General features: G+C 43.5%; 18 protein-coding genes. 9 read left to right on the top strand and 9 right to left on the bottom strand.

Features of this window, described 5'->3' with window-relative positions:
- Positions 1-54 precede the first annotated feature (54 nt).
- Positions 55-693, bottom strand: a complete 639-nt coding sequence (locus KEM09_RS03805) for a PliI family lysozyme inhibitor of I-type lysozyme (protein WP_212225753.1) — start codon at positions 691-693, stop codon at positions 55-57.
- Positions 694-1,053: 360 nt separating this feature from the next.
- Between KEM09_RS03805 and KEM09_RS03800 the strand changes: the two genes are divergently transcribed.
- Positions 1,054-1,728 carry an inorganic pyrophosphatase gene (locus KEM09_RS03800; RefSeq protein ID WP_212225750.1) on the top strand — a complete coding sequence of 225 codons (675 nt, stop codon included), beginning with the start codon at positions 1,054-1,056 and terminating at the stop codon, positions 1,726-1,728.
- Here KEM09_RS03800 and KEM09_RS03795 read toward each other — a convergent pair.
- The 6 genes from KEM09_RS03795 to lpcA form a co-directional block, all read right to left on the bottom strand.
- The gene (locus KEM09_RS03795; RefSeq protein ID WP_212225748.1) at positions 1,725-2,966 is read right to left on the bottom strand and encodes a sensor histidine kinase; all 1,242 of its coding nucleotides are present in this window, start codon (positions 2,964-2,966) and stop codon (positions 1,725-1,727) included. The genes KEM09_RS03800 and KEM09_RS03795 overlap by 4 nt on opposite strands.
- 8 nt (positions 2,967-2,974) lie before the next feature.
- On the bottom strand, positions 2,975-3,652 hold the full coding sequence (locus KEM09_RS03790; protein ID WP_212225746.1) for a response regulator transcription factor: 678 nt from the start codon (positions 3,650-3,652) through the stop codon (positions 2,975-2,977).
- A gap of 45 nt (positions 3,653-3,697) precedes the next feature.
- Positions 3,698-4,141 carry a hypothetical protein gene (locus KEM09_RS03785; RefSeq protein ID WP_212225744.1) on the bottom strand — a complete coding sequence of 148 codons (444 nt, stop codon included), beginning with the start codon at positions 4,139-4,141 and terminating at the stop codon, positions 3,698-3,700.
- Positions 4,138-5,505 carry a protoporphyrinogen oxidase gene (gene hemG, locus KEM09_RS03780; RefSeq protein ID WP_212225742.1) on the bottom strand — a complete coding sequence of 456 codons (1,368 nt, stop codon included), beginning with the start codon at positions 5,503-5,505 and terminating at the stop codon, positions 4,138-4,140. The genes KEM09_RS03785 and hemG overlap by 4 nt, the downstream gene beginning before the upstream one ends.
- Positions 5,498-6,415 carry a ferrochelatase gene (hemH, locus tag KEM09_RS03775; RefSeq protein WP_212225740.1) on the bottom strand — a complete coding sequence of 306 codons (918 nt, stop codon included), beginning with the start codon at positions 6,413-6,415 and terminating at the stop codon, positions 5,498-5,500. The genes hemG and hemH overlap by 8 nt, the downstream gene beginning before the upstream one ends.
- 267 nt (positions 6,416-6,682) lie before the next feature.
- Positions 6,683-7,264: a D-sedoheptulose 7-phosphate isomerase gene (gene lpcA, locus KEM09_RS03770; RefSeq protein ID WP_212225737.1), complete on the bottom strand. Its 582-nt coding sequence runs from the start codon at positions 7,262-7,264 to the stop codon at positions 6,683-6,685.
- 102 nt (positions 7,265-7,366) lie between these two features.
- Between lpcA and KEM09_RS03765 the strand changes: the two genes are divergently transcribed.
- The 8 genes from KEM09_RS03765 (at position 7,367) to KEM09_RS03730 (ending at position 15,492) form a co-directional block, all read left to right on the top strand.
- The gene (locus tag KEM09_RS03765; protein WP_212225736.1) at positions 7,367-8,173 is read left to right on the top strand and encodes an ion transporter; all 807 of its coding nucleotides are present in this window, start codon (positions 7,367-7,369) and stop codon (positions 8,171-8,173) included.
- Positions 8,174-8,765: 592 nt separating this feature from the next.
- Positions 8,766-9,095, top strand: coding sequence for a hypothetical protein (locus tag KEM09_RS03760; protein WP_212191566.1), 330 nt, complete (start codon positions 8,766-8,768; stop codon positions 9,093-9,095).
- A 121-nt stretch (positions 9,096-9,216) separates the two neighbouring features.
- Positions 9,217-11,130, top strand: a complete 1,914-nt coding sequence (mutL, locus tag KEM09_RS03755) for a DNA mismatch repair endonuclease MutL (protein WP_212225733.1) — start codon at positions 9,217-9,219, stop codon at positions 11,128-11,130.
- 126 nt (positions 11,131-11,256) lie between these two features.
- Positions 11,257-11,994: a rhomboid family intramembrane serine protease gene (locus tag KEM09_RS03750; RefSeq protein ID WP_212225731.1), complete on the top strand. Its 738-nt coding sequence runs from the start codon at positions 11,257-11,259 to the stop codon at positions 11,992-11,994.
- A 15-nt stretch (positions 11,995-12,009) separates the two neighbouring features.
- A complete protein-coding gene (locus KEM09_RS03745; protein WP_212225729.1) occupies positions 12,010-12,897 on the top strand; it encodes a rhomboid family protein in 888 nt (295 codons plus the stop codon).
- A gap of 6 nt (positions 12,898-12,903) precedes the next feature.
- The gene (locus tag KEM09_RS03740) at positions 12,904-14,013 is read left to right on the top strand and encodes an endonuclease/exonuclease/phosphatase family protein (protein WP_212225727.1); all 1,110 of its coding nucleotides are present in this window, start codon (positions 12,904-12,906) and stop codon (positions 14,011-14,013) included.
- Between the two features lie 143 nt (positions 14,014-14,156).
- Positions 14,157-14,951 carry a thymidylate synthase gene (locus KEM09_RS03735; RefSeq protein ID WP_212225725.1) on the top strand — a complete coding sequence of 265 codons (795 nt, stop codon included), beginning with the start codon at positions 14,157-14,159 and terminating at the stop codon, positions 14,949-14,951.
- 49 nt (positions 14,952-15,000) lie between these two features.
- Positions 15,001-15,492, top strand: coding sequence for a dihydrofolate reductase (locus KEM09_RS03730; RefSeq protein WP_212225723.1), 492 nt, complete (start codon positions 15,001-15,003; stop codon positions 15,490-15,492).
- Positions 15,493-15,532: 40 nt separating this feature from the next.
- Here KEM09_RS03730 and KEM09_RS03725 read toward each other — a convergent pair whose 3' ends face one another.
- Both KEM09_RS03725 and KEM09_RS03720 read right to left on the bottom strand, forming a co-directional pair.
- Positions 15,533-16,546: a glycosyltransferase family protein gene (locus tag KEM09_RS03725; RefSeq protein WP_212225721.1), complete on the bottom strand. Its 1,014-nt coding sequence runs from the start codon at positions 16,544-16,546 to the stop codon at positions 15,533-15,535.
- A gap of 5 nt (positions 16,547-16,551) precedes the next feature.
- A complete protein-coding gene (locus tag KEM09_RS03720; protein ID WP_212225720.1) occupies positions 16,552-17,421 on the bottom strand; it encodes a UDP-2,3-diacylglucosamine diphosphatase in 870 nt (289 codons plus the stop codon).
- Between the last annotated feature and the right edge of the window lie 301 nt (positions 17,422-17,722).

The raw sequence follows: 17,722 nt of genomic DNA, 5'->3' as shown, positions 1-17,722 counted from the left end.
CAAAAACGACATAGCGAGAGGCTATGCCGAATGATACATTATGTTTGCGGATAATTATTCAACATCCGTTACACTCACCACCTTAAAGTGACGCGATGCCTCACCATCCACCAGTTGGTAGCTCACCTGGCGTAGGCCGCCGGTAGGATTGGCGTTGCTATCACCATCGTTATACTTTGGGAAGCGCTGCACCAGCTTGGTTTCTACAACGGCGAATTCATCATGCCCCATGTAGCCTTTGTTCAGTTGCTCATTGTCTGCCACAGGTGGGAAATACACCTGACTCATCGATTTCAGGTTGTTTACCGAGAAGGCATATACCTCGCCATAACTGCCACTTCCGTCGGACTGGGTGAAGATCAGTAGCTCAGGCGAGCCGTCAGAGTTCAAATCCTCCACTTCGGCATTAACAATCTGGCTGCCGGTAATATCGAACGCTTCATTAAATTCCTGGATTTCCAGTCCGGATGTGTTGACCGTCATCTCACTAAAACCATCCTCCTTAGCTGCTGATACAGTAAATGTGACACCCTGCAGCTTTAGCTCTTTTGTATAAAAGGCCTTGTTAGGCGCCTGTTCTTGTTCAACTGCTGTATTTTCCTGATTGACCTTATCAGTGCTTTTCTTTTTATTCGTTTGACAGCTCATGGCCACTACAACCATCAGGCTGATAAATACTACATTTCTCATCATTTGTATCTTTTATGATTCCAGCAATGCTGCTATTCATTGCTGAAAGTATAAAAAGCATCTTTAAACGTCAAATACTGCGGCTTGCTTTGTGCTATGAATTAAATTACCATTAATCATTAAATTCTTCTGAAACATTCCTTTACTTCGTGTTGTTGTAATAGTACCAAAAATATCATCAAATGATTGATATAAATTGCCTGTTATTAAGCTTCTACGGCTTCATAAAACATCAACATAGCTAAGGCTATGCATCGCTTTTATTCATTGTAGAAACTCAAAACAGACTAATTTCTTCGGCAATCATTCAATAATATAATTGGTATAACAATCCAAATCTAAAAATCAAGTAAAAGGAAGAACATGACATCTAATAGTTTAATGGATCCAATCGGGCGCCTGATGGGTTTACGTTATAAGTCGCATCCCTGGCATGGAGTTGACATTGGTGATAACGCGCCTGATATAGTAACCAGTTTTATTGAGGTAGTTCCGACAGATACCATCAAGTACGAAGTGGATAAGGTGAGCGGTTACCTGCGTATCGACCGTCCGCAGAAGTACTCCAACGTAGTGCCGGCACCTTATGGCTTTATTCCGCAAACCTATTGTGGCAAGCTGGTGGGCAAATACTGTGCAGAGAAATCGGGCAAGAAAGATATTATTGGTGATGGCGATCCATTGGATATATTGGTATTAACCGAGAAAGACATACCCCATGGCGATGTGTTGGCACAAGCTATACCCATTGGTGGTTTCCGCATGCTGGATGGCAACCAGGCCGATGATAAAATTATTTCGGTGCTGAAAAATGATGTGATGTATGGCGAGTACAAGGATATTAACGACATGCCCGAAATGGTGATTAAGCGTCTGAAGCATTATTTCCTGACTTATAAGGATATGCCGGGTTTGAGCAATGATTCAGAGATTACACATGTTTATAATGCCGAAGAAGCCAAACAGGTGATTCGTCTGTCAATAGAAGATTACGAGAATCGTTTTGAAGGCTTGCGAAGAGCTTTATCAACCTACTAAAAATTTAATCTGAAGATATGTTCAGCATCTTTCTGTTCATAGCAGACCGAGATAGCTGATATATCGCAGATGCGTTTGACAATGGATAAGCCAATGCCCAATGATTGCGGGTGTTGGCTGTTTTTTTTAAAGCGCCCGAAAAGCTTCTCCGGGTCATGGCTGACCACCAGCCCGCTGTTTTTAATCTCCAGGCACTTGTCGTCAATGGTAATGTGGATGTGTCCGTCAGGTATATTATGGCGAATGGCATTCTTCAGTAAGTTCTGGATGAGCGTATGTGCCAGCGATTGGTTCATATGGGCATGCAGGCTGGCCGTTGATACCAGCTTAATTCTTAACCCGGCATCCTCAATCAGCATCTCCAGATTCTCGAGTTGCTTGCGCACCACTTCATTAAAGCTCACTTCTTCGGCATCGGCAAACACCCTGTGGTCCAATTTGGCCAGGAATATAAGCGCCTGGTTGGTTTTGGACAGACGGTTGGTGGTTTCAATCAGCCCGGCAATGGATGTTATCTGCTCTTCAGTCAGGTTATCGGCCTGAATAAGTTCATCTAACTTGGCATTGATAATGGCCAGAGGCGTTTGCAGCTCATGGGAGGTGTTCTCTGTGTATTCCTTCAAGCGCTCATAGTCCAGCTTAATCTTCTTCTCCATGGCATTGAACACCTCATTGAGTTGTTCAAATTCATCGATGTCAGAGGTCATCAATTCCAGACGATTATCTTTATTTACATCAAAGGCACGCAGCTTGTTGATAGTATCATAAAACACGGCCAGCGAATATTTGGTAGATGCCCGGTTCACCAGGTATAATATCAGGAAGAAGATAACAGGAAAAACGGTCAGCATCAGTGTAAACTTCATCACCATCAGATCAGAAGGTGCTGTTGAGCGGATAATGGTAAAGCGGGTGGCGTAAATATTATCAATTGGTTTGAGGTAGGTAAGTTTGCGGTAAAAATCATAGTTTTCGTTACCTGCCTCCTGCATCACTGTATCGGTAAATTCGTAATATTCCTCACTGATTGTTAACCGAAGGGTATCGACACTGACATCGGCATAGGTGAGTGAGTAGTTGTTTTGTGATTCTACTTTTTGCTGAGCTTCCAGTAGTTCGTTGTTGAACATTTTATCAACTGCAAAGCGAATAAAATAGTAACCACCCAGACTGCCAATAAAGAAGAAGAAGATACTGGCAGAAATGAAATTAAGACCGGTTTTAGTGATTAGCTTCATAGGATTGATTAAGTGGCGTCGGTAAATTTATAGCCCACCCCATATACATTTTTTATGTAGTCGCCACACCCTGCCTTTATCAGTTTCTTACGCAGGTTTTTAATGTGCGAATAAATCAAATCATCGGTAAAGCCATAGTCCATAAAGTCTTTTGACATGTGCTCGCCAATTCCTGTCTTGGTCAATACTCGGTTCTTATTGGCAATGAAATACACCAATAGGTCAAACTCTTTTTTGGTAAGATCTACCGGATTGTCATTTACTTTTACAAGCAATTGCCCCGGCACTATTTCCAGCTCGTTAAAATTGATGGTTTCTTCGCCCTTGAAATGTACCCGCCTCACCAATGATTTCAGTCGTGCATTCAGCTCTGCCATCTGAAAAGGTTTGGTCAGGTAGTCATCAGCCCCCAGCTCCAATCCTTCAATTTTATTCTCCAGGCTGTCGCGTGCCGAAAGAATAATAATCCCGGTTTGCATGCCGCCTCCTTTCACCTTCTTGACCACTTCCAGACCATTCCCGTCAGGCAGGTTCAGGTCCAGAATAACAATATCAAACTGGGCATCAAGCATCTGCAAAGCCGAATTGAGTGTGCCAACCATCTCACAGCTATGTCCTTCACTACTTAAAAACTGCTGAACGCTTTGTGCCAGTTGCGGTTCATCTTCTACTATTAATATTTTCATAGTCGTTATATGCTCAAAGACGCCTGTCAGTGGTATGTTGTTACCTCACATGGCATACCTCACTATATTCATAGCCATCGATATTAAAATCATGGCACAGGCAATACCAAAATAAAGAAAATTCTTTTTAAAAATCAGCCGAGGCGTATGATTGCTCTTGGCAAAAACCCAGCCAATATGACTCATTACGAGGGTAAACACCATCAGGATAAAATGTTCAACGGCCCAAAAGCGCCCTTTCACCACCTGCTTGGCATAGGTGGTGACTTCGCCACTGCCAAACTCAAGCATGTACATGACAAAGAGGAATGTACCTAACACAAACTGCAGATACAACAGCAGAGTAGCTACAAAAGGTAGCTTCACATCCAGCTTGTTTAGTTGCAGTCGGTTGGCCAATCCCCCAATGGCTCTCACCAGTATTGTGCCTGTAATGAAGCAGGCCAGTAAGCTGGTAATTATATGCAATATCAGCACCAGTTCTCTCATGCATCCAGCTCCTTGGCAATAAGTGTTGCCTGTTTGATGCGGTCGGCCATACCGATGCCGTCGCGCAGGTTACCCGCTATAATGAGGCCGGGATATTGCTGCTGCACAGTATAGATAGCCTGAAAGCGCTCACCCGATGTGATACCATATTGCGGTATGGCGTGTGCGTATCTTTTTATTTTCACCAGCGAAGGATCAAATGTGGTCACCTTCATCAGGTCAATGAATTCATCTTCGAGCACCTGCAGGAGTTCATTGTCATTAAGGTCGCACAGCCCCTCGTTGCGCACGCCTCCCATAAAGATGGTGAGTAATGCGCCTCCTTCAGGTGCACGCCCTTTAAACAGCGATGACATAAACAGCACGCCCAGTAAGTTGCGCTGCTCCTTGTGCGGTATCAATCCACCAAAACCATCCAGTGGGCGCCCATCCCACTTATCAAAACCAAGAGATACTTCCACCACCCGGGCATATCTAAGGTTGGTCAGGTGCTGCATTTGCTGAGGCTCAACAAATGGCAGGGCCGCATCCAATCCCACCGAACCAAAGGTAGTAATCACTTTATTAGCTTCTATCTGGTGGGACGTACCATCCACAGTATAGCTCACCTGGTAGCTTTCATTATTGGGATTCACCACCACATCACTGGCACCAAAACAGAAGTTGCTTTCTCCGGCACTGCGCAGCAAAGCATTGGTTAAGCCACTTAAGCCACCTTCAATAGAGAAAACGGCCCGATCGGTGCGTTTTTCCAGCTCAGTTTTTGGCTCCTTGGCTTTTTTGCGGGCGCCACCGATAAAGCTGCCATAGGTTTGTTCCAGGTTATACAGCTTAGGCATGGCATACCGCGTCACCAGTTGTGCCGGATCACCGGCATATATCCCCAGAATAAAGGGGTCGATGGCATAGTCGAGGAAGCTGTTTCCCATGCGTCGTTTCACCAGCTCTGCCAATGTTTCATCAGGGTTGGTGCCTTTTGCCCTGAAGGGCTCGCCCAGTATGCGAAACTTATCTTTGAGTGTGAATAAAGGCGTTGAGACTGCCGATATAGGACTGTGAGGCAAAGCATGCCACTCACCATTTTTGAGTACATAGCGAATTTTTACCAGGTCGTTGCCTTTCTCTACTTTGATGGCATCGCCCAGCTCATCAAACAAAGCCACCACTTCGGGGTGTGAGACAATACCTGAATTGGGACCCGATTCAAAGACGAAGCCATTCTCGCTTTGTGTGTTTATAACACCTCCTGCCTGCTTTTGCTTATCCAACACGCAGAAGTTAATGCCTTTTTTATTGAGTTTATGCGCCAGGGTTAAGCCGGTAACACCGGCCCCCAGTATCACCACATCGTATTGTTTATTCATTCACCACACGTTTTAGTGTTTCGATAAAAAGCGGATGTGCCACAGGTATCTCTACGCGTGAAATGTGCTTTACCCGTTCATCCGTTTTGTAGATATCCACCAGCTTAATATTTAGGTCATAAACCGTTTCCAGGCACTCGGTAGTAAAGCTAAGCGGTATCAGTACCACATTATCTTCACCGGCAACCACCAGCTCTTCCAGGTGATCATCGGTATCAGGCCCCACCCATTTGACCGGCCCTACACGCGATTGAAACGCCACTTCGTAACGGCGATTCATGAGTCCTGCCAGTCGTTTGGCCATGTGCTTAACCGTATCGGGGTATTTATCGCCCCGCTTAACGCCATACATAGGGATGGCATGGGCCGTAAACAGCAACAAAGGATTATCCAGACCTTCCCTTTCAATGTGCTCCTCAATGAGGGTCTTCCAGTATTCCAGAAATGTGGGATGCACGCTGTAATCACAGATCTCCCTAATGCTTACACCGTTTAATTTCTTAGCAGCTTTCTTAACATCAGTAAAAACAGATGTGGTAGTGGTGTCACTGGCCTGTGGATACATGGTTAGTACATCAATCTCATCAACACCATCAGCCACCATCTTGTCCAGTACATCGGCAATAAAAGGAGGCGTATAGGAGTATGCAGTGTAAACCGGCAAATTGGCTTGTTCGGCCAAAGCCTTGCCCGTTGCTTCGGTGTGTTTAATGATGGGTGTACCACCTATCAACTGGTATTTTTCCCACGATGATGGATGGCGTTTTTTGGCAATCATATTGGCCACAAATTGCCTGATACCAAACGGTAGCGGCAAAATATACTTATCACTAAACATGTTTTTGAGGAAAAGGCGCATCTCACTTAACGACTGAGGTCCGCCCATATTGACTAGTAATATACCCTTCATATATAACTGTGCGATTTAGTTAATCTTTTTCTTCTAAAGATGAAACACAAGATAGTGAGAATGGTTGAGGTAACAGCATGAATAGGCTATAAAAGTATACGCAAGCCCTGAGCAGCATTGTATCGTGAGCCTGATTTAGAACTGAATCGCTCGGGAGTTAGGATGTGATATTAGCAGTTGAAGGTAGATAAAACACCTGGCATCAGTATCTTTATTGTTTCCTGCGCAACATTATTGATTTATACCTACAGGCAGGTTACCCACGGCTTATTCTTCTATTACTTTAGCTTCAATGTATTGAATCAGCACATGGATAACTTTAATGTGAATCTCCTGGATGCGATCTGAATAGCCCATATGTGGGGCGCGTAATTCAATATCCGCTACCTCGGCCAGTTCACCGCCCGATTTACCGGTTAAGGCCACTACTTTCATACCCTTCTCCCGGGCTGCTTTAGCGGCGTTCAATACATTAGGTGAGTTGCCGCTGGTACTGATGGCCAGCAGCACATCGCCACTCTGGCCTGCGGCTTCCACATAGCGTGAGAAAATATAATCGAAGCCATAATCGTTGCCCACACAAGTGATATGAGTTGGGTCGGAGATAGCTACAGCTGCCAAACCACGGCGATTATCACGAAAGCGACCTGTCAGCTCTTCGGCAAAATGCATGGCATCACTCATGGAGCCGCCATTACCACACGACATAACCTTACCACCAGCGGCAATCGCTTCAGCCATCATATTGCCGGCTGCCTGTAGCTTATCCCAGTTGCTTTCCTCCTGCATAAAACGGTTTAATACCGCCTGTGCTTCATTAAATTCTCTGATGATATCTTCTCGTGTCATGTGTTCTTATTTGCTTTGTAAAAGTACAATGGCTTTTCTAAACTTAAAATTTTTTTAAGCTCAAAGGCTTTATATCTTTGAGTGAGCGCAAATCATAGACTTATGCAATCAGTTAAGAATCGTTTGTACCAGGTAATATACGAAACCGACACGCCGGCCGGTAAATTGTTTGATATTCTTTTGATTATACTTATTCTACTAAGTATAGTTGTGGTGATGGTAGAGAGTGATGACACGCTGCCACCCGCTATCAATAAGGCCATGGTGGTGATGGAATGGTGCCTGACCGGCCTTTTTACCATTGAGTATTTTCTGCGCATCGCTATTATCGATCGCCCGCGCAAGTATATTTTTTCATTCTTTGGTATCATCGATTTGCTGGCCATCCTGCCTACCTACATGGGCCTGATTATCGGAGGCACACAGATGCTGATAGTCGTGAGGGCATTGAGGCTGGTGCGCGTATTCCGGGTGCTGAAACTTACCCGCTATGTCAAAGAGGCCAGCGTCTTGTGGTCGGCGCTGTTGTCGTCGCGTAACAAAATTAGTGTGTTTCTGTTTGTGGTGCTTATTATTGTTACCATCATGGGCACCGTCATGTATATTGTAGAGAATCCGCATAACGAGGGTTTTAAAAGTATTCCGCAAAGTGTATACTGGGCCATTGTAACGCTCACCACAGTAGGCTATGGCGATATAGCGCCTGTGACGGTGTTTGGTAAGTTTCTGGCAGGTTTCATCATGATAACGGGTTATGCCATTATTGCTGTGCCAACCGGTATTGTTACCAGTCAGCTGGTGAATGAAAGTCGCCGTCAGCCAGGTGCGCGTGTTTGTACCGATTGCCTGAAGGAAGGACACGATTATGAAGCTGCCTTCTGCAAGTACTGCGGTCATCCACTGAAATAGAAAACCACCCGCTTGAGCTCTTGCCAAACTCTCTGAGTTGATACAACCTGGTCAGGACCCTCAACAATGCTGGCAGGGCGATAAAAAGATGGCCGGGGGTGGGCTGTTTTACCGGAAGGGCATCAAAATTATGGGAAGGCCGTCGAAATTACGGGAAGGCTTCAGAAAATATGGGAAGGGCGACGAAAATATCATAATTTCATCGGCCTTCCGCCAGATGAGCAGGCCCTGCTGTAAAATTACCCATCCCATTACTTCATTTACTCAGCCAGGTGTGTCGTTAACCGGTTCAGACAGTTGTTTTTGTATTCTTTGCTCGTTGGTTCCGGAGAGAAGTCCTGAAGTTATCAATAAGATGTTCACAGGCTTTGTTAGTAAATACTATTCATCATCAAATAAGCTTTTTAGGTCGCTAAAAGGCTCGCTTGAAACAGGCAGTTTCTGGTTATTAACGATTACTTGTTATCTTTGCCTAGGTGCGGATGCAAACAGCTTTTTGTTGCACAATTATCAAGACGCAGATTTTCGTTGCCGATGGCACTGAGTTTATGCTGGTGTATGAATGGCGGTTTGGTATAAAAATTAGAGAAAGATGAAGTTTACATTTTCAAAAGTGGCGCGTCATCGGGTGTTTCAGCACGACCCGATTTATTACGATGAGCAGAAGGAGAAGCGTGAAGAAAGGGAACGTCGGATAAAAGAAGAGCTGGGACTATTAAACGACGAAGAAAAGGAAAGTGGCTATGCCGGCCGTATAAAGGGAGGTATGCGTCGTCGTATTAAGTCTCATTACGAGGTGTCGCGAAGCGAGAAGCGTCGTTCCAATCTGCGTTTAGTTCTTATCCTGATTATTCTGATGATATTAGGAGTTTACCTAATTCAGGAAGGAATGGCCTGGATGGAGTCATTTTTTGCAGACTAGCCAATTGATTAAACATTTGCACAAATTGTAACATCAAACTTGATGTCTGCCTGAGCGCATATGGCCGCCTGCTTCATCAATATTGGGGTTTTATTAATTAATAAAAAGAGATAGTTAACACATGTCGAATGTAATACAGTTATTGCCAGATTCGGTGGCCAACCAGATAGCTGCCGGAGAGGTGATACAGCGACCTGCATCGGTTATCAAGGAATTGATGGAGAATGCCATTGATGCAGGGGCTACCAATATTCAAGTGATTACCAGGGATGCAGGAAAGAGCCTGATACAGGTCATTGACAATGGTTGTGGCATGAACGAAACCGATGCGCGTATGGCTTTTGAACGCCACGCCACATCAAAAATTCGTGAGGCCAGTGATTTATTTGCATTGCAAACAATGGGTTTTCGGGGCGAAGCCTTGGCATCTATAGCCGCCATTGCTCAGGTTGAACTTAAAACACGACGCGAGGAAGACGACCTGGGTGTGCAGATTAATATTGCGGCTTCTCAGGTTGAGTCGCAGGAACCGGTACAATGTCCGGTTGGTAGTCAGTTCTGTATTAAAAATCTGTTTTACAATGTGCCGGCCAGGCGTCGTTTTCTGAAAAAAACCTCCACCGAACTCCGACATATTATTAATGAATTTCAACGTGTGGCCCTTGCGCACCCCAATGTGGCCCTGTCGCTGGTGCATAACGATGTGCCCATGTTTAGTCTGCCAGCCGGTAATATCAAGCAGCGCATTGTTAATATGAATGGCAAGCAGATGGGCAATAACATTATTCCCATCGATACTGATACGGTGATGGTGAAGATTACTGGCTTTATTGGTAAGCCCGAATCGGCTAAAAAGACCATGGGCGATCAGTTCTTTTTTGTGAATAACCGCTTTATGAAGCATCCCTACCTGCACCGTGCAGTGATGGATGCTTATGATAATATACTGCAGCCCGAAACCATTCCGGCTTATTTTATCTTCCTCGAAGTAGATCCGCAGATTATTGATGTGAATATTCATCCGACTAAAACGGAGATAAAGTTTGAGGATGAACGGGCTTTCTGGCAGCTACTCAATGCCGCCATCCGCGAAAGCCTGGGTAAGTTCAATATGATGCCATCCATCGATTTTGACACCACGGATCAGATTCACATTCCTGTTTCCAACCACGAGGGTGAATTGGTGGAGCCAACTGTTGAGGTGAATCCGTTTTATAACCCATTCGAAGAGGAAAGGAAACAACCAGTTTCGAGTTATGGCAGTGGCGGTACGGCTACTTTCCGGTCAAAAGCTTCGGCACAGGGCTGGGAGAACCTGTACGATGGTAATGAAAGCAATGAACTGCCTGATTTTTCTGCTTTGGCCAATTCTGAAATGGAGAAGCAGGAACCATCCTTTGAACCCAACGAGCAAGAGCAGGAGCCGGTGCAACAAACCTTCTTATCGGGTGGTACCAATGAGGAAAGCGCAGGCAGTAACCGCTTCTTTCAGTTGAAGAACCGCTATATACTCACTTCGGTTAAGTCAGGATTGATGATGATTGACCAGAAGCGGGCTCATGAGCGCATTATCTTCGAAGGATTTATACGTACACTGCAGAGAGGTGCATCCTTGTCTCAAAAATGCCTGTTCCCCGAAGAGCTGCATTTTGGTCCCGAGGAAATGGCTATGGTAAATGAGCTGAAGCCTGATTTATTAACCCTTGGCCTGGAGCTGCAACAGGTTAATGACGAAACCTTCAGTGTGCTATCGACCCCGGCAGGACTGGAAAATGTATCGGCTGCGCAGCTGATTGATGGTATCCTTACCGATTTTAGAGATGGCGAAGTAGACTTGCAAAAGGAAGTAACCGAGCAGGTGGCCACCTCCATGGCCAGGCGTGGCGCCATTCCGTACGGTAAAGTACTGACGACGCTTGAAATGAGCGAACTGTTTGATCAGTTGTTTGCCTGTATGGTACCCAACTTCTCGCCATCGGGTAAAACCATTATTTCAATAATGGATATGGATGAAATGCAAAAGCGCTTTATGTAGTGTCATATTGGCAGAATATCAGTAGTTGATTTAACAATTCTTGTTGCTTTTGCGTTTATTTAGTGGAAGAATAGGATTGGCACTGATGTTGTAGCAGAGTGCCCAATAACTTTTAAAATAGAGCAGATGAACTATCGTCCATCACCTTTAGCCGGATTACCACCGGTAACAAAAAATCTGTTGATAATTAATGCCCTGTTCCTGTTGGCGACATGGGTATTACGTAATACATTCGGTATAGATTTAAATAACTACCTGGGATTGTATTTTCCTCTGTCAGATAATTTTCATCCCGCGCAGTTTGGAACATACATGTTTATGCATGCCGACTTTATGCACCTGTTCTTTAATATGTTTGCCCTGTTTATGTTCGGGCGTGTGTTAGAGGTGTATTGGGGGCCAAAGAAGTTCATTGTGTATTACATTATTACGGGTGCAGGTGCGGCTGTCATTCAGTTAGGTTTCAAGTATATCGATTACAACAATGCTATTTCAGTGCTGACTGATGAGCAAGTGGCTATTGTATTTGAGCAAGGTGCACAGGCATTACGCGAGTGGAAGAATTTTACCAACCCGGATATGGCGAAGTTTAATATGGTGCTTAACAGTTCTATGGTAGGAGCTTCTGGTGCTGTGTTTGGTATATTGCTCGCCTTTGGTATGTTGTTTCCTAATACAGAGCTCATGCTGTTATTTCCACCCATCCCTATCAAAGCCAAATATTTTGTGATGATTTATGGTGTGGCTGAATTATTTATGGGGGTTGCCAATTTCTCATTCGACAATGTGGCTCACTGGGCGCATTTGGGAGGAATGATTTTTGGATTTATCTTGATTAAATATTGGGATAAAAAAGGAATCTGATTTAACTTGTAAGCTATGAGCATAGTCGATGAAATTAAGCAATCGTACCGTCAGGGTGGCGTACTTACCAAATTAATCTACATTAATATTGGGGTGTTTATTGCCATCCGTTTGTTGCAGGTCTTTTTTAGTTTCTCATCAGGCTCAGGCAGTGCTCAATATTACCCTTTACTGGAATGGGTTTCGGTGCCTGCTGATTTAAGTAAGCTGTTATTCAAACCCTGGACATTGATAAGCTATATGTTTGTGCATTACGATTTTCTGCACATCCTGTTTAATATGCTTTACCTCTACTGGTTTGGCCGTATATTCCTCGAGTTTCTGAATCCACGCCAATTGTTAGGCGTCTATTTTTTAGGTGGTTTATTGGGCGTTGTGTTTTACCTGATTAGCTACAACCTGATTCCTGTTCTGCATCAACAGGTACCATATGCTATTCTAATGGGGGCTTCAGGCTCTGTGATGGCCATATTATTTGCCATTGCGCGCTATGCTCCCAACCATAAAATATATTTGCTGTTTTTTGGAGCCGTACAACTCAAATACGTAGCCTTGGTTGCTTTGATATTGGATTTAATCAGTATCCCGCAATTATCGAACACTGGTGGGCACCTGACACATATTGGAGGTGCGGCATTTGGCTATTTCTATGGGGGAAGTATTTCGCAGGGGCGCGATGTCACCATGGGGTTTAATCGCATGATGGATAGACTGGCGACTTTGTTTAAACCCAAATCGAAGCTGAAAGTGACGCATCGCCGGCCCATGAGCGATATGGAGTACAATAGCCGTAAAGTAAACAAACAGCAGGAGGTGGACCGTATTTTAGACAAGATAAAGAAGAGTGGATACGATAGTTTGAGTAAAGAAGAGAAGCAAACATTGTTTGATGCCAGTAAATAAGTCATTTTGTTAAGACGTTTTTTTAAATCTGTAGTTACCATTATCAGCCTGATAGCCTCAGGCGTTTTGCTGTTTTCTGTGTTAACGGCTTATATCAGTCCGGCACATACCTCGGTACTGGCTTTTATTGGCTATGTATTTCCTACTCTCTGGCTCATTAACTTTGTGCTGTTTGCTTTCTGGCTGGTTAAACGGCGCTGGCAGTTTCTGTTGCCTTTATTGGCCATTGTTATAACCTGGGGACATTGGGAGCATACTTTCCAGTGGAAGGGAGCCAAAATGGATCGAAAAGAGATGCAGGCACCACTTAAGGTGATGAGCTTAAATGCCCGCATGTTTGACTATTACCAGTGGATTGGTGATAACACCAATGAGAAGATATTCGATTTTATTCGTGAGGAAAATCCGGACGTACTCTGTATTCAGGAATTTTTCACTACGTCATCTAATAAATCATACACAGAGCATTATATCCTTCGGCGGTTGAACCAATTTAAGTATCAACATATTGAGTATTTATCCGGCAAAAAAGGCAAGCGTAATTTTGGATTGATCACCTTCAGTAAATATCCGATTGTTGAGAAGTATAGTGTAAGGTTTGAGCAATCGAATAACTTCAGTATTTACAGTGATATTATGGTAGGGGAGCAGCGTATTCGCGTATTTAATAATCACCTCGAGTCCATTAAGTTCGACCGGGAGCAGCTTAATTTCCTGGATAGTCTGAACTATCAGAATAAAAAGGAGCGCAATGAAAATATTAAAGCCATCAGCAGTAAGCTGAGTAAGGCGTTTGGTAACCGGGCTTTGCAGGCCGAAACGGTTGGTAAGTATATTGCTAATTCGCCATATCCGCCAATTGTTTGTGGCGATTTTAATGATACGCCTGTATCATATGTGTATCGTAAAATGCGGGGTAATTTAAAGGATGCTTTTGAAGAATCGGGACAGGGGTTTGGTGGCACATACAACGGGCCTTTACCCTCATTTCGTATTGACTTCATTTTTCACGATAACCATTTTGCCTCCTATAATTTCAGGCGTATCAAAGTGGATGTTTCAGATCATTACCCAATTGTTACCACGCTTGAGCTTCAGCCTGATCGGGAAAATTAAGCGCATAGTGGTTGAGCTGTTATATCTTAATAATTTATCTATTTTTACGTTTCAAAATCCTATATGGCGAAATTCCATGTAGCATCGAAAACACAAATTTTAAAAGCAGGTAACGCTACCTGTTATCAGCAAAGAAGTATAGTATGAAGCAGTATTTAGACCTGTTAGACAGGGTTTTGGAGGAAGGATTTAAGAAAGAAGATCGAACAGGAACCGGCACCATCAGCGTGTTTGGACATCAGATGCGTTTTGATTTGAGTGAAGGGTTTCCACTGCTGACTACCAAAAAGTTACACCTGAAGTCGATTATTCATGAACTGCTGTGGTTCTTAAAAGGCAGTACCAATGTTAAGTACCTTCAGGATAATGGCGTGCGTATTTGGAACGAGTGGGCGAAGGAAGATGGTGAGCTGGGACCTGTTTATGGGTATCAGTGGCGCTCATGGCCCGATTACAATGGTGGTCATATCGACCAGATTCAGCAGGTTATTGAGAGCATCAAAAATAATCCGGATTCGCGACGTCATATTGTGAGTGCGTGGAATGTAGGGGCTATTGACGATATGCAACTGCCTCCTTGTCATATTCTGTTTCAGTTTTATGTGGCTGATGGTAAGCTGAGCTGTCAGCTGTATCAACGCAGTGCTGATATCTTTTTGGGAGTGCCCTTCAATATTGCTTCTTATGCCATACTAACCATGATGGTGGCTCAGGTGTGTGGTTTAAAGCCAGGTACTTTTGTTCATACACTGGGCGATGCACATATTTATCTGAATCATGTTGAACAGGTGAAGCTGCAGCTGACACGGGAGCCTAAGGCTTTGCCACAATTACTGCTCAATCCTGATCGCAAAGCGATTGATGAATTCGTGTATGACGATTTTGAGTTGGTTAACTACGATGCACATCCACACATTAAAGGAGCCATATCGGTTTAATGGCCTTTGTGTTGAAATGTTTAACTGACTTTAAAAAGAACTGTAGAAGATGATACTTTCAATGATTGTGGCCATTGACCAGAACAATGGTATTGGTAAAGGGGATGATCAACTGGCTTATATCTCGGCTGACTTAAAACGCTTTAAAGCTCTAACAACCGGACATACCATTATAATGGGACGTAAAACCTTTGAGGCATTGCCCAAAGGTGCATTACCCAATCGTCGTAATGTGGTCATCACCCGCCAGACTGACTTTGAAGCCAAGGGTGCGGACGTGGTGCATTCATTAGATGAAGCTTTGACACTTTGCAGCAGCGATGAGAAAGTGTTTGTAATTGGTGGTGGCGAGATTTATAAAAGCTTTCTGCCAGTGACTCAGGAGCTGTTTTTAACAGTGATTGATCACGTCTTTAATGAGGCAACGGTGTTCTTTCCTGCTATTAATAAGGCTGATTGGTTGGTAGTTAATGAAGAAGGGCCTTTTATGGATGAAAAGACCCAGCTAAGCTACTCTTATCAAAACCTGAGGCGCCGATAGATTATTCCACATTAAGTATTTTGTTGAGGTTTAGTATGTATCAATAAACTGCCAGTTCAGGATAAGCTGCCTTTATATTATTTGCCATTATTTCGTCAATAACATCGGCCAGGTTATCAGGGTATTTGATTTGGATAGGCTGTTTGGTATCAAGCCAGTTTTGTATTGTTTGTAGCTCTTTTGAGAAACTGTTAAGTCTGGTAATGCCCATACTTTCCAGAAAAGCCGCATTGCAATGCTGTTCGTATTGCCCTTTCATGGGGATAACACATAGTTTTTTGCCTAGAAACAATGCTTCAGCAGGCGTTTCGAACCCGGCATTGCAAAGTACACCTGCGCCACTCACCAGGCTTTTAGTAAACTTCTCCTTATTTACCGGTTTAATATCAATATTATCCGCAGTGTATTCTGTATTGGTGTGCTTGGAGAATACATGCCATTTGTTGTTTTTAAACTGTGAAAGGACCTGAATAATTTTGTCGTCAGAATAGGATGGAAGGTATACTGTATAGTGGCCTTTATTTCTGTTGTTGGCCCATCGCACATCGTCGCGTATTACAGGCGTTGAAACTGTTTGGCCGATACTTTTAAAGTGAAAGCCATGGGCTGTTGAAACCGGTGCATAGTGCTTCAATATGGCTTTGCCAACAATATCGCTTGTTTTGGGCTTTGGCGCCTGTGGATGCAGAACAGCACTCTGATGACTTATGCCTACACACTTAACGTTCCGTAATTTGCAGGCCCAGGCGCTTACCGGCTCAAAATCGTTGAGTACCAAATCATATTGATGAACAGGTATGGCCAACACCTCTTTTATGAATTCGTAAGGGCGAAAGCGCAGAAACGTTTGCTTAAGGTCAACGCCTCCTTTCTTTCCGAAAATAAAGCTCATGCCATGGAAGCGATACTTGACTTTCCATGGTAATTTTATATCACATTGGGTACCGCTGATTAACAGGTCAACTTCGCCGTATTTTTTTAGATGTCCGATGACTTCAAATGCCCTGGAAATATGCCCGTTGCCGGTTCCTTGTATAGCGTATAAGATTTTCATATCAGTTAGCTGTTAATGATGTCATTCACCATGGTTTGAAAAAGGATTTTGTGGTTGGGCAGAAGCATGTCATCGCTAACTAATTCGTTATCTGTCTGCTTCGTGTTGTTCTTGGGCATTTCATAGTAATGCAGGTGCCAGTCGTTGTTATAATATTCAAGTGCTGTCATGTTTTCTACCCAGTCGCCGCTGTTCAGGTAGCAAACGCTCCCTTGTTCATTGCTGATGTTTTTTTTCTCGGGCCAATGGATGTGTCCGCAAATCGCATAATCATAGCCTTTTTGAATGGCCAGGTTTGAAACGGTTCGTTCAAATGATGAGGTGATGTTGTTTTTACCTTTCTTAATCGATTTTTTGACGTCGCGTGATAAGGAAACCTTTTTAAGCTTAAGCAATGGCAGAACCGCGTTGGTAAAGCGGTTGATGAGAGTAAGAATGCCATAGCCCGTGGCACCTAATTTGGCCAGCCATTTGGAGTGATGCATGAAAACATCAAACACATCGCCGTGAAATATCCAGGACTTTTTTCCATCCAGTTCGAGAATCAGCTTATTAACGATACTCAGGTTACCAATCTTTTGTCCGGCCAGGCGACGCAGGTGTTCATCATGGTTGCCGGTGATGTAATAAATATGAGTTCCTTTCTCCATCATTTTTAGCAACTGGCGGATGACTTTTAAATGCGACTTTGGAAAATACGATTTGGAAAACTGCCAGATGTCAATGATATCTCCATTTAGAATCAGAATAGGCGTGGAAATACTGTTTAAATAAGAAACGATGGCTTCAGCTTTGCAGCCAAATGTACCCAGGTGAGTATCTGATAATACTATTGCATCAGCATGCCTGGGTTTTTTTTGTTTTTCGTTATTCATTGTCAATGTTTAATTATATGACAATGATAAATGCTAAGTAATAAGTTGATGTTAAGCTAGTAAGAAATTAGTGCGAATTGAAAAGCGCTTTGAGAGCTGGATTAAAGAGGAGGTAATATTTGATTAATATCATTAATAACTGATTTAATATATATTCAACCTCGCTGAGGTTGATTGGTTATTTCCATTGCACTTATCTACAAATGTTTATCTCCGCTGGAGATAATAAAACAACTTCGGAGAAGTTGAATATTTATAGAAATAATAAGCCTACCCTATTAATAACAATCCCGGCGGGATT

Source organism: Carboxylicivirga mesophila (genome assembly GCF_018271975.1).
Taxonomy (GTDB): domain Bacteria; phylum Bacteroidota; class Bacteroidia; order Bacteroidales; family Marinilabiliaceae; genus Carboxylicivirga; species Carboxylicivirga mesophila.
This window is presented reverse-complemented; position numbering and strand designations above follow the sequence as displayed.

Excerpts from the sequence above, each read along its gene's own strand:
- KEM09_RS03805 (WP_212225753.1), bottom strand. The coding sequence starts at position 693 with ATGATGAGAAATGTAGTATTTATCAGCCTGATGGTTGTAGTGGCCATG.
- KEM09_RS03800 (WP_212225750.1), top strand. The coding sequence starts at position 1,054 with ATGACATCTAATAGTTTAATGGATCCAATCGGGCGCCTGATGGGTTTA.
- KEM09_RS03795 (WP_212225748.1), bottom strand. The coding sequence starts at position 2,966 with ATGAAGCTAATCACTAAAACCGGTCTTAATTTCATTTCTGCCAGTATC.
- KEM09_RS03790 (WP_212225746.1), bottom strand. The coding sequence starts at position 3,652 with ATGAAAATATTAATAGTAGAAGATGAACCGCAACTGGCACAAAGCGTT.
- KEM09_RS03785 (WP_212225744.1), bottom strand. The coding sequence starts at position 4,141 with ATGAGAGAACTGGTGCTGATATTGCATATAATTACCAGCTTACTGGCC.
- hemG (WP_212225742.1), bottom strand. The coding sequence starts at position 5,505 with ATGAATAAACAATACGATGTGGTGATACTGGGGGCCGGTGTTACCGGC.
- hemH (WP_212225740.1), bottom strand. The coding sequence starts at position 6,415 with ATGAAGGGTATATTACTAGTCAATATGGGCGGACCTCAGTCGTTAAGT.
- lpcA (WP_212225737.1), bottom strand. The coding sequence starts at position 7,264 with ATGACACGAGAAGATATCATCAGAGAATTTAATGAAGCACAGGCGGTA.
- KEM09_RS03765 (WP_212225736.1), top strand. The coding sequence starts at position 7,367 with ATGCAATCAGTTAAGAATCGTTTGTACCAGGTAATATACGAAACCGAC.
- KEM09_RS03760 (WP_212191566.1), top strand. The coding sequence starts at position 8,766 with ATGAAGTTTACATTTTCAAAAGTGGCGCGTCATCGGGTGTTTCAGCAC.
- mutL (WP_212225733.1), top strand. The coding sequence starts at position 9,217 with ATGTCGAATGTAATACAGTTATTGCCAGATTCGGTGGCCAACCAGATA.
- KEM09_RS03750 (WP_212225731.1), top strand. The coding sequence starts at position 11,257 with ATGAACTATCGTCCATCACCTTTAGCCGGATTACCACCGGTAACAAAA.
- KEM09_RS03745 (WP_212225729.1), top strand. The coding sequence starts at position 12,010 with ATGAGCATAGTCGATGAAATTAAGCAATCGTACCGTCAGGGTGGCGTA.
- KEM09_RS03735 (WP_212225725.1), top strand. The coding sequence starts at position 14,157 with ATGAAGCAGTATTTAGACCTGTTAGACAGGGTTTTGGAGGAAGGATTT.
- KEM09_RS03730 (WP_212225723.1), top strand. The coding sequence starts at position 15,001 with ATGATACTTTCAATGATTGTGGCCATTGACCAGAACAATGGTATTGGT.
- KEM09_RS03725 (WP_212225721.1), bottom strand. The coding sequence starts at position 16,546 with ATGAAAATCTTATACGCTATACAAGGAACCGGCAACGGGCATATTTCC.
- KEM09_RS03720 (WP_212225720.1), bottom strand. The coding sequence starts at position 17,421 with ATGAATAACGAAAAACAAAAAAAACCCAGGCATGCTGATGCAATAGTA.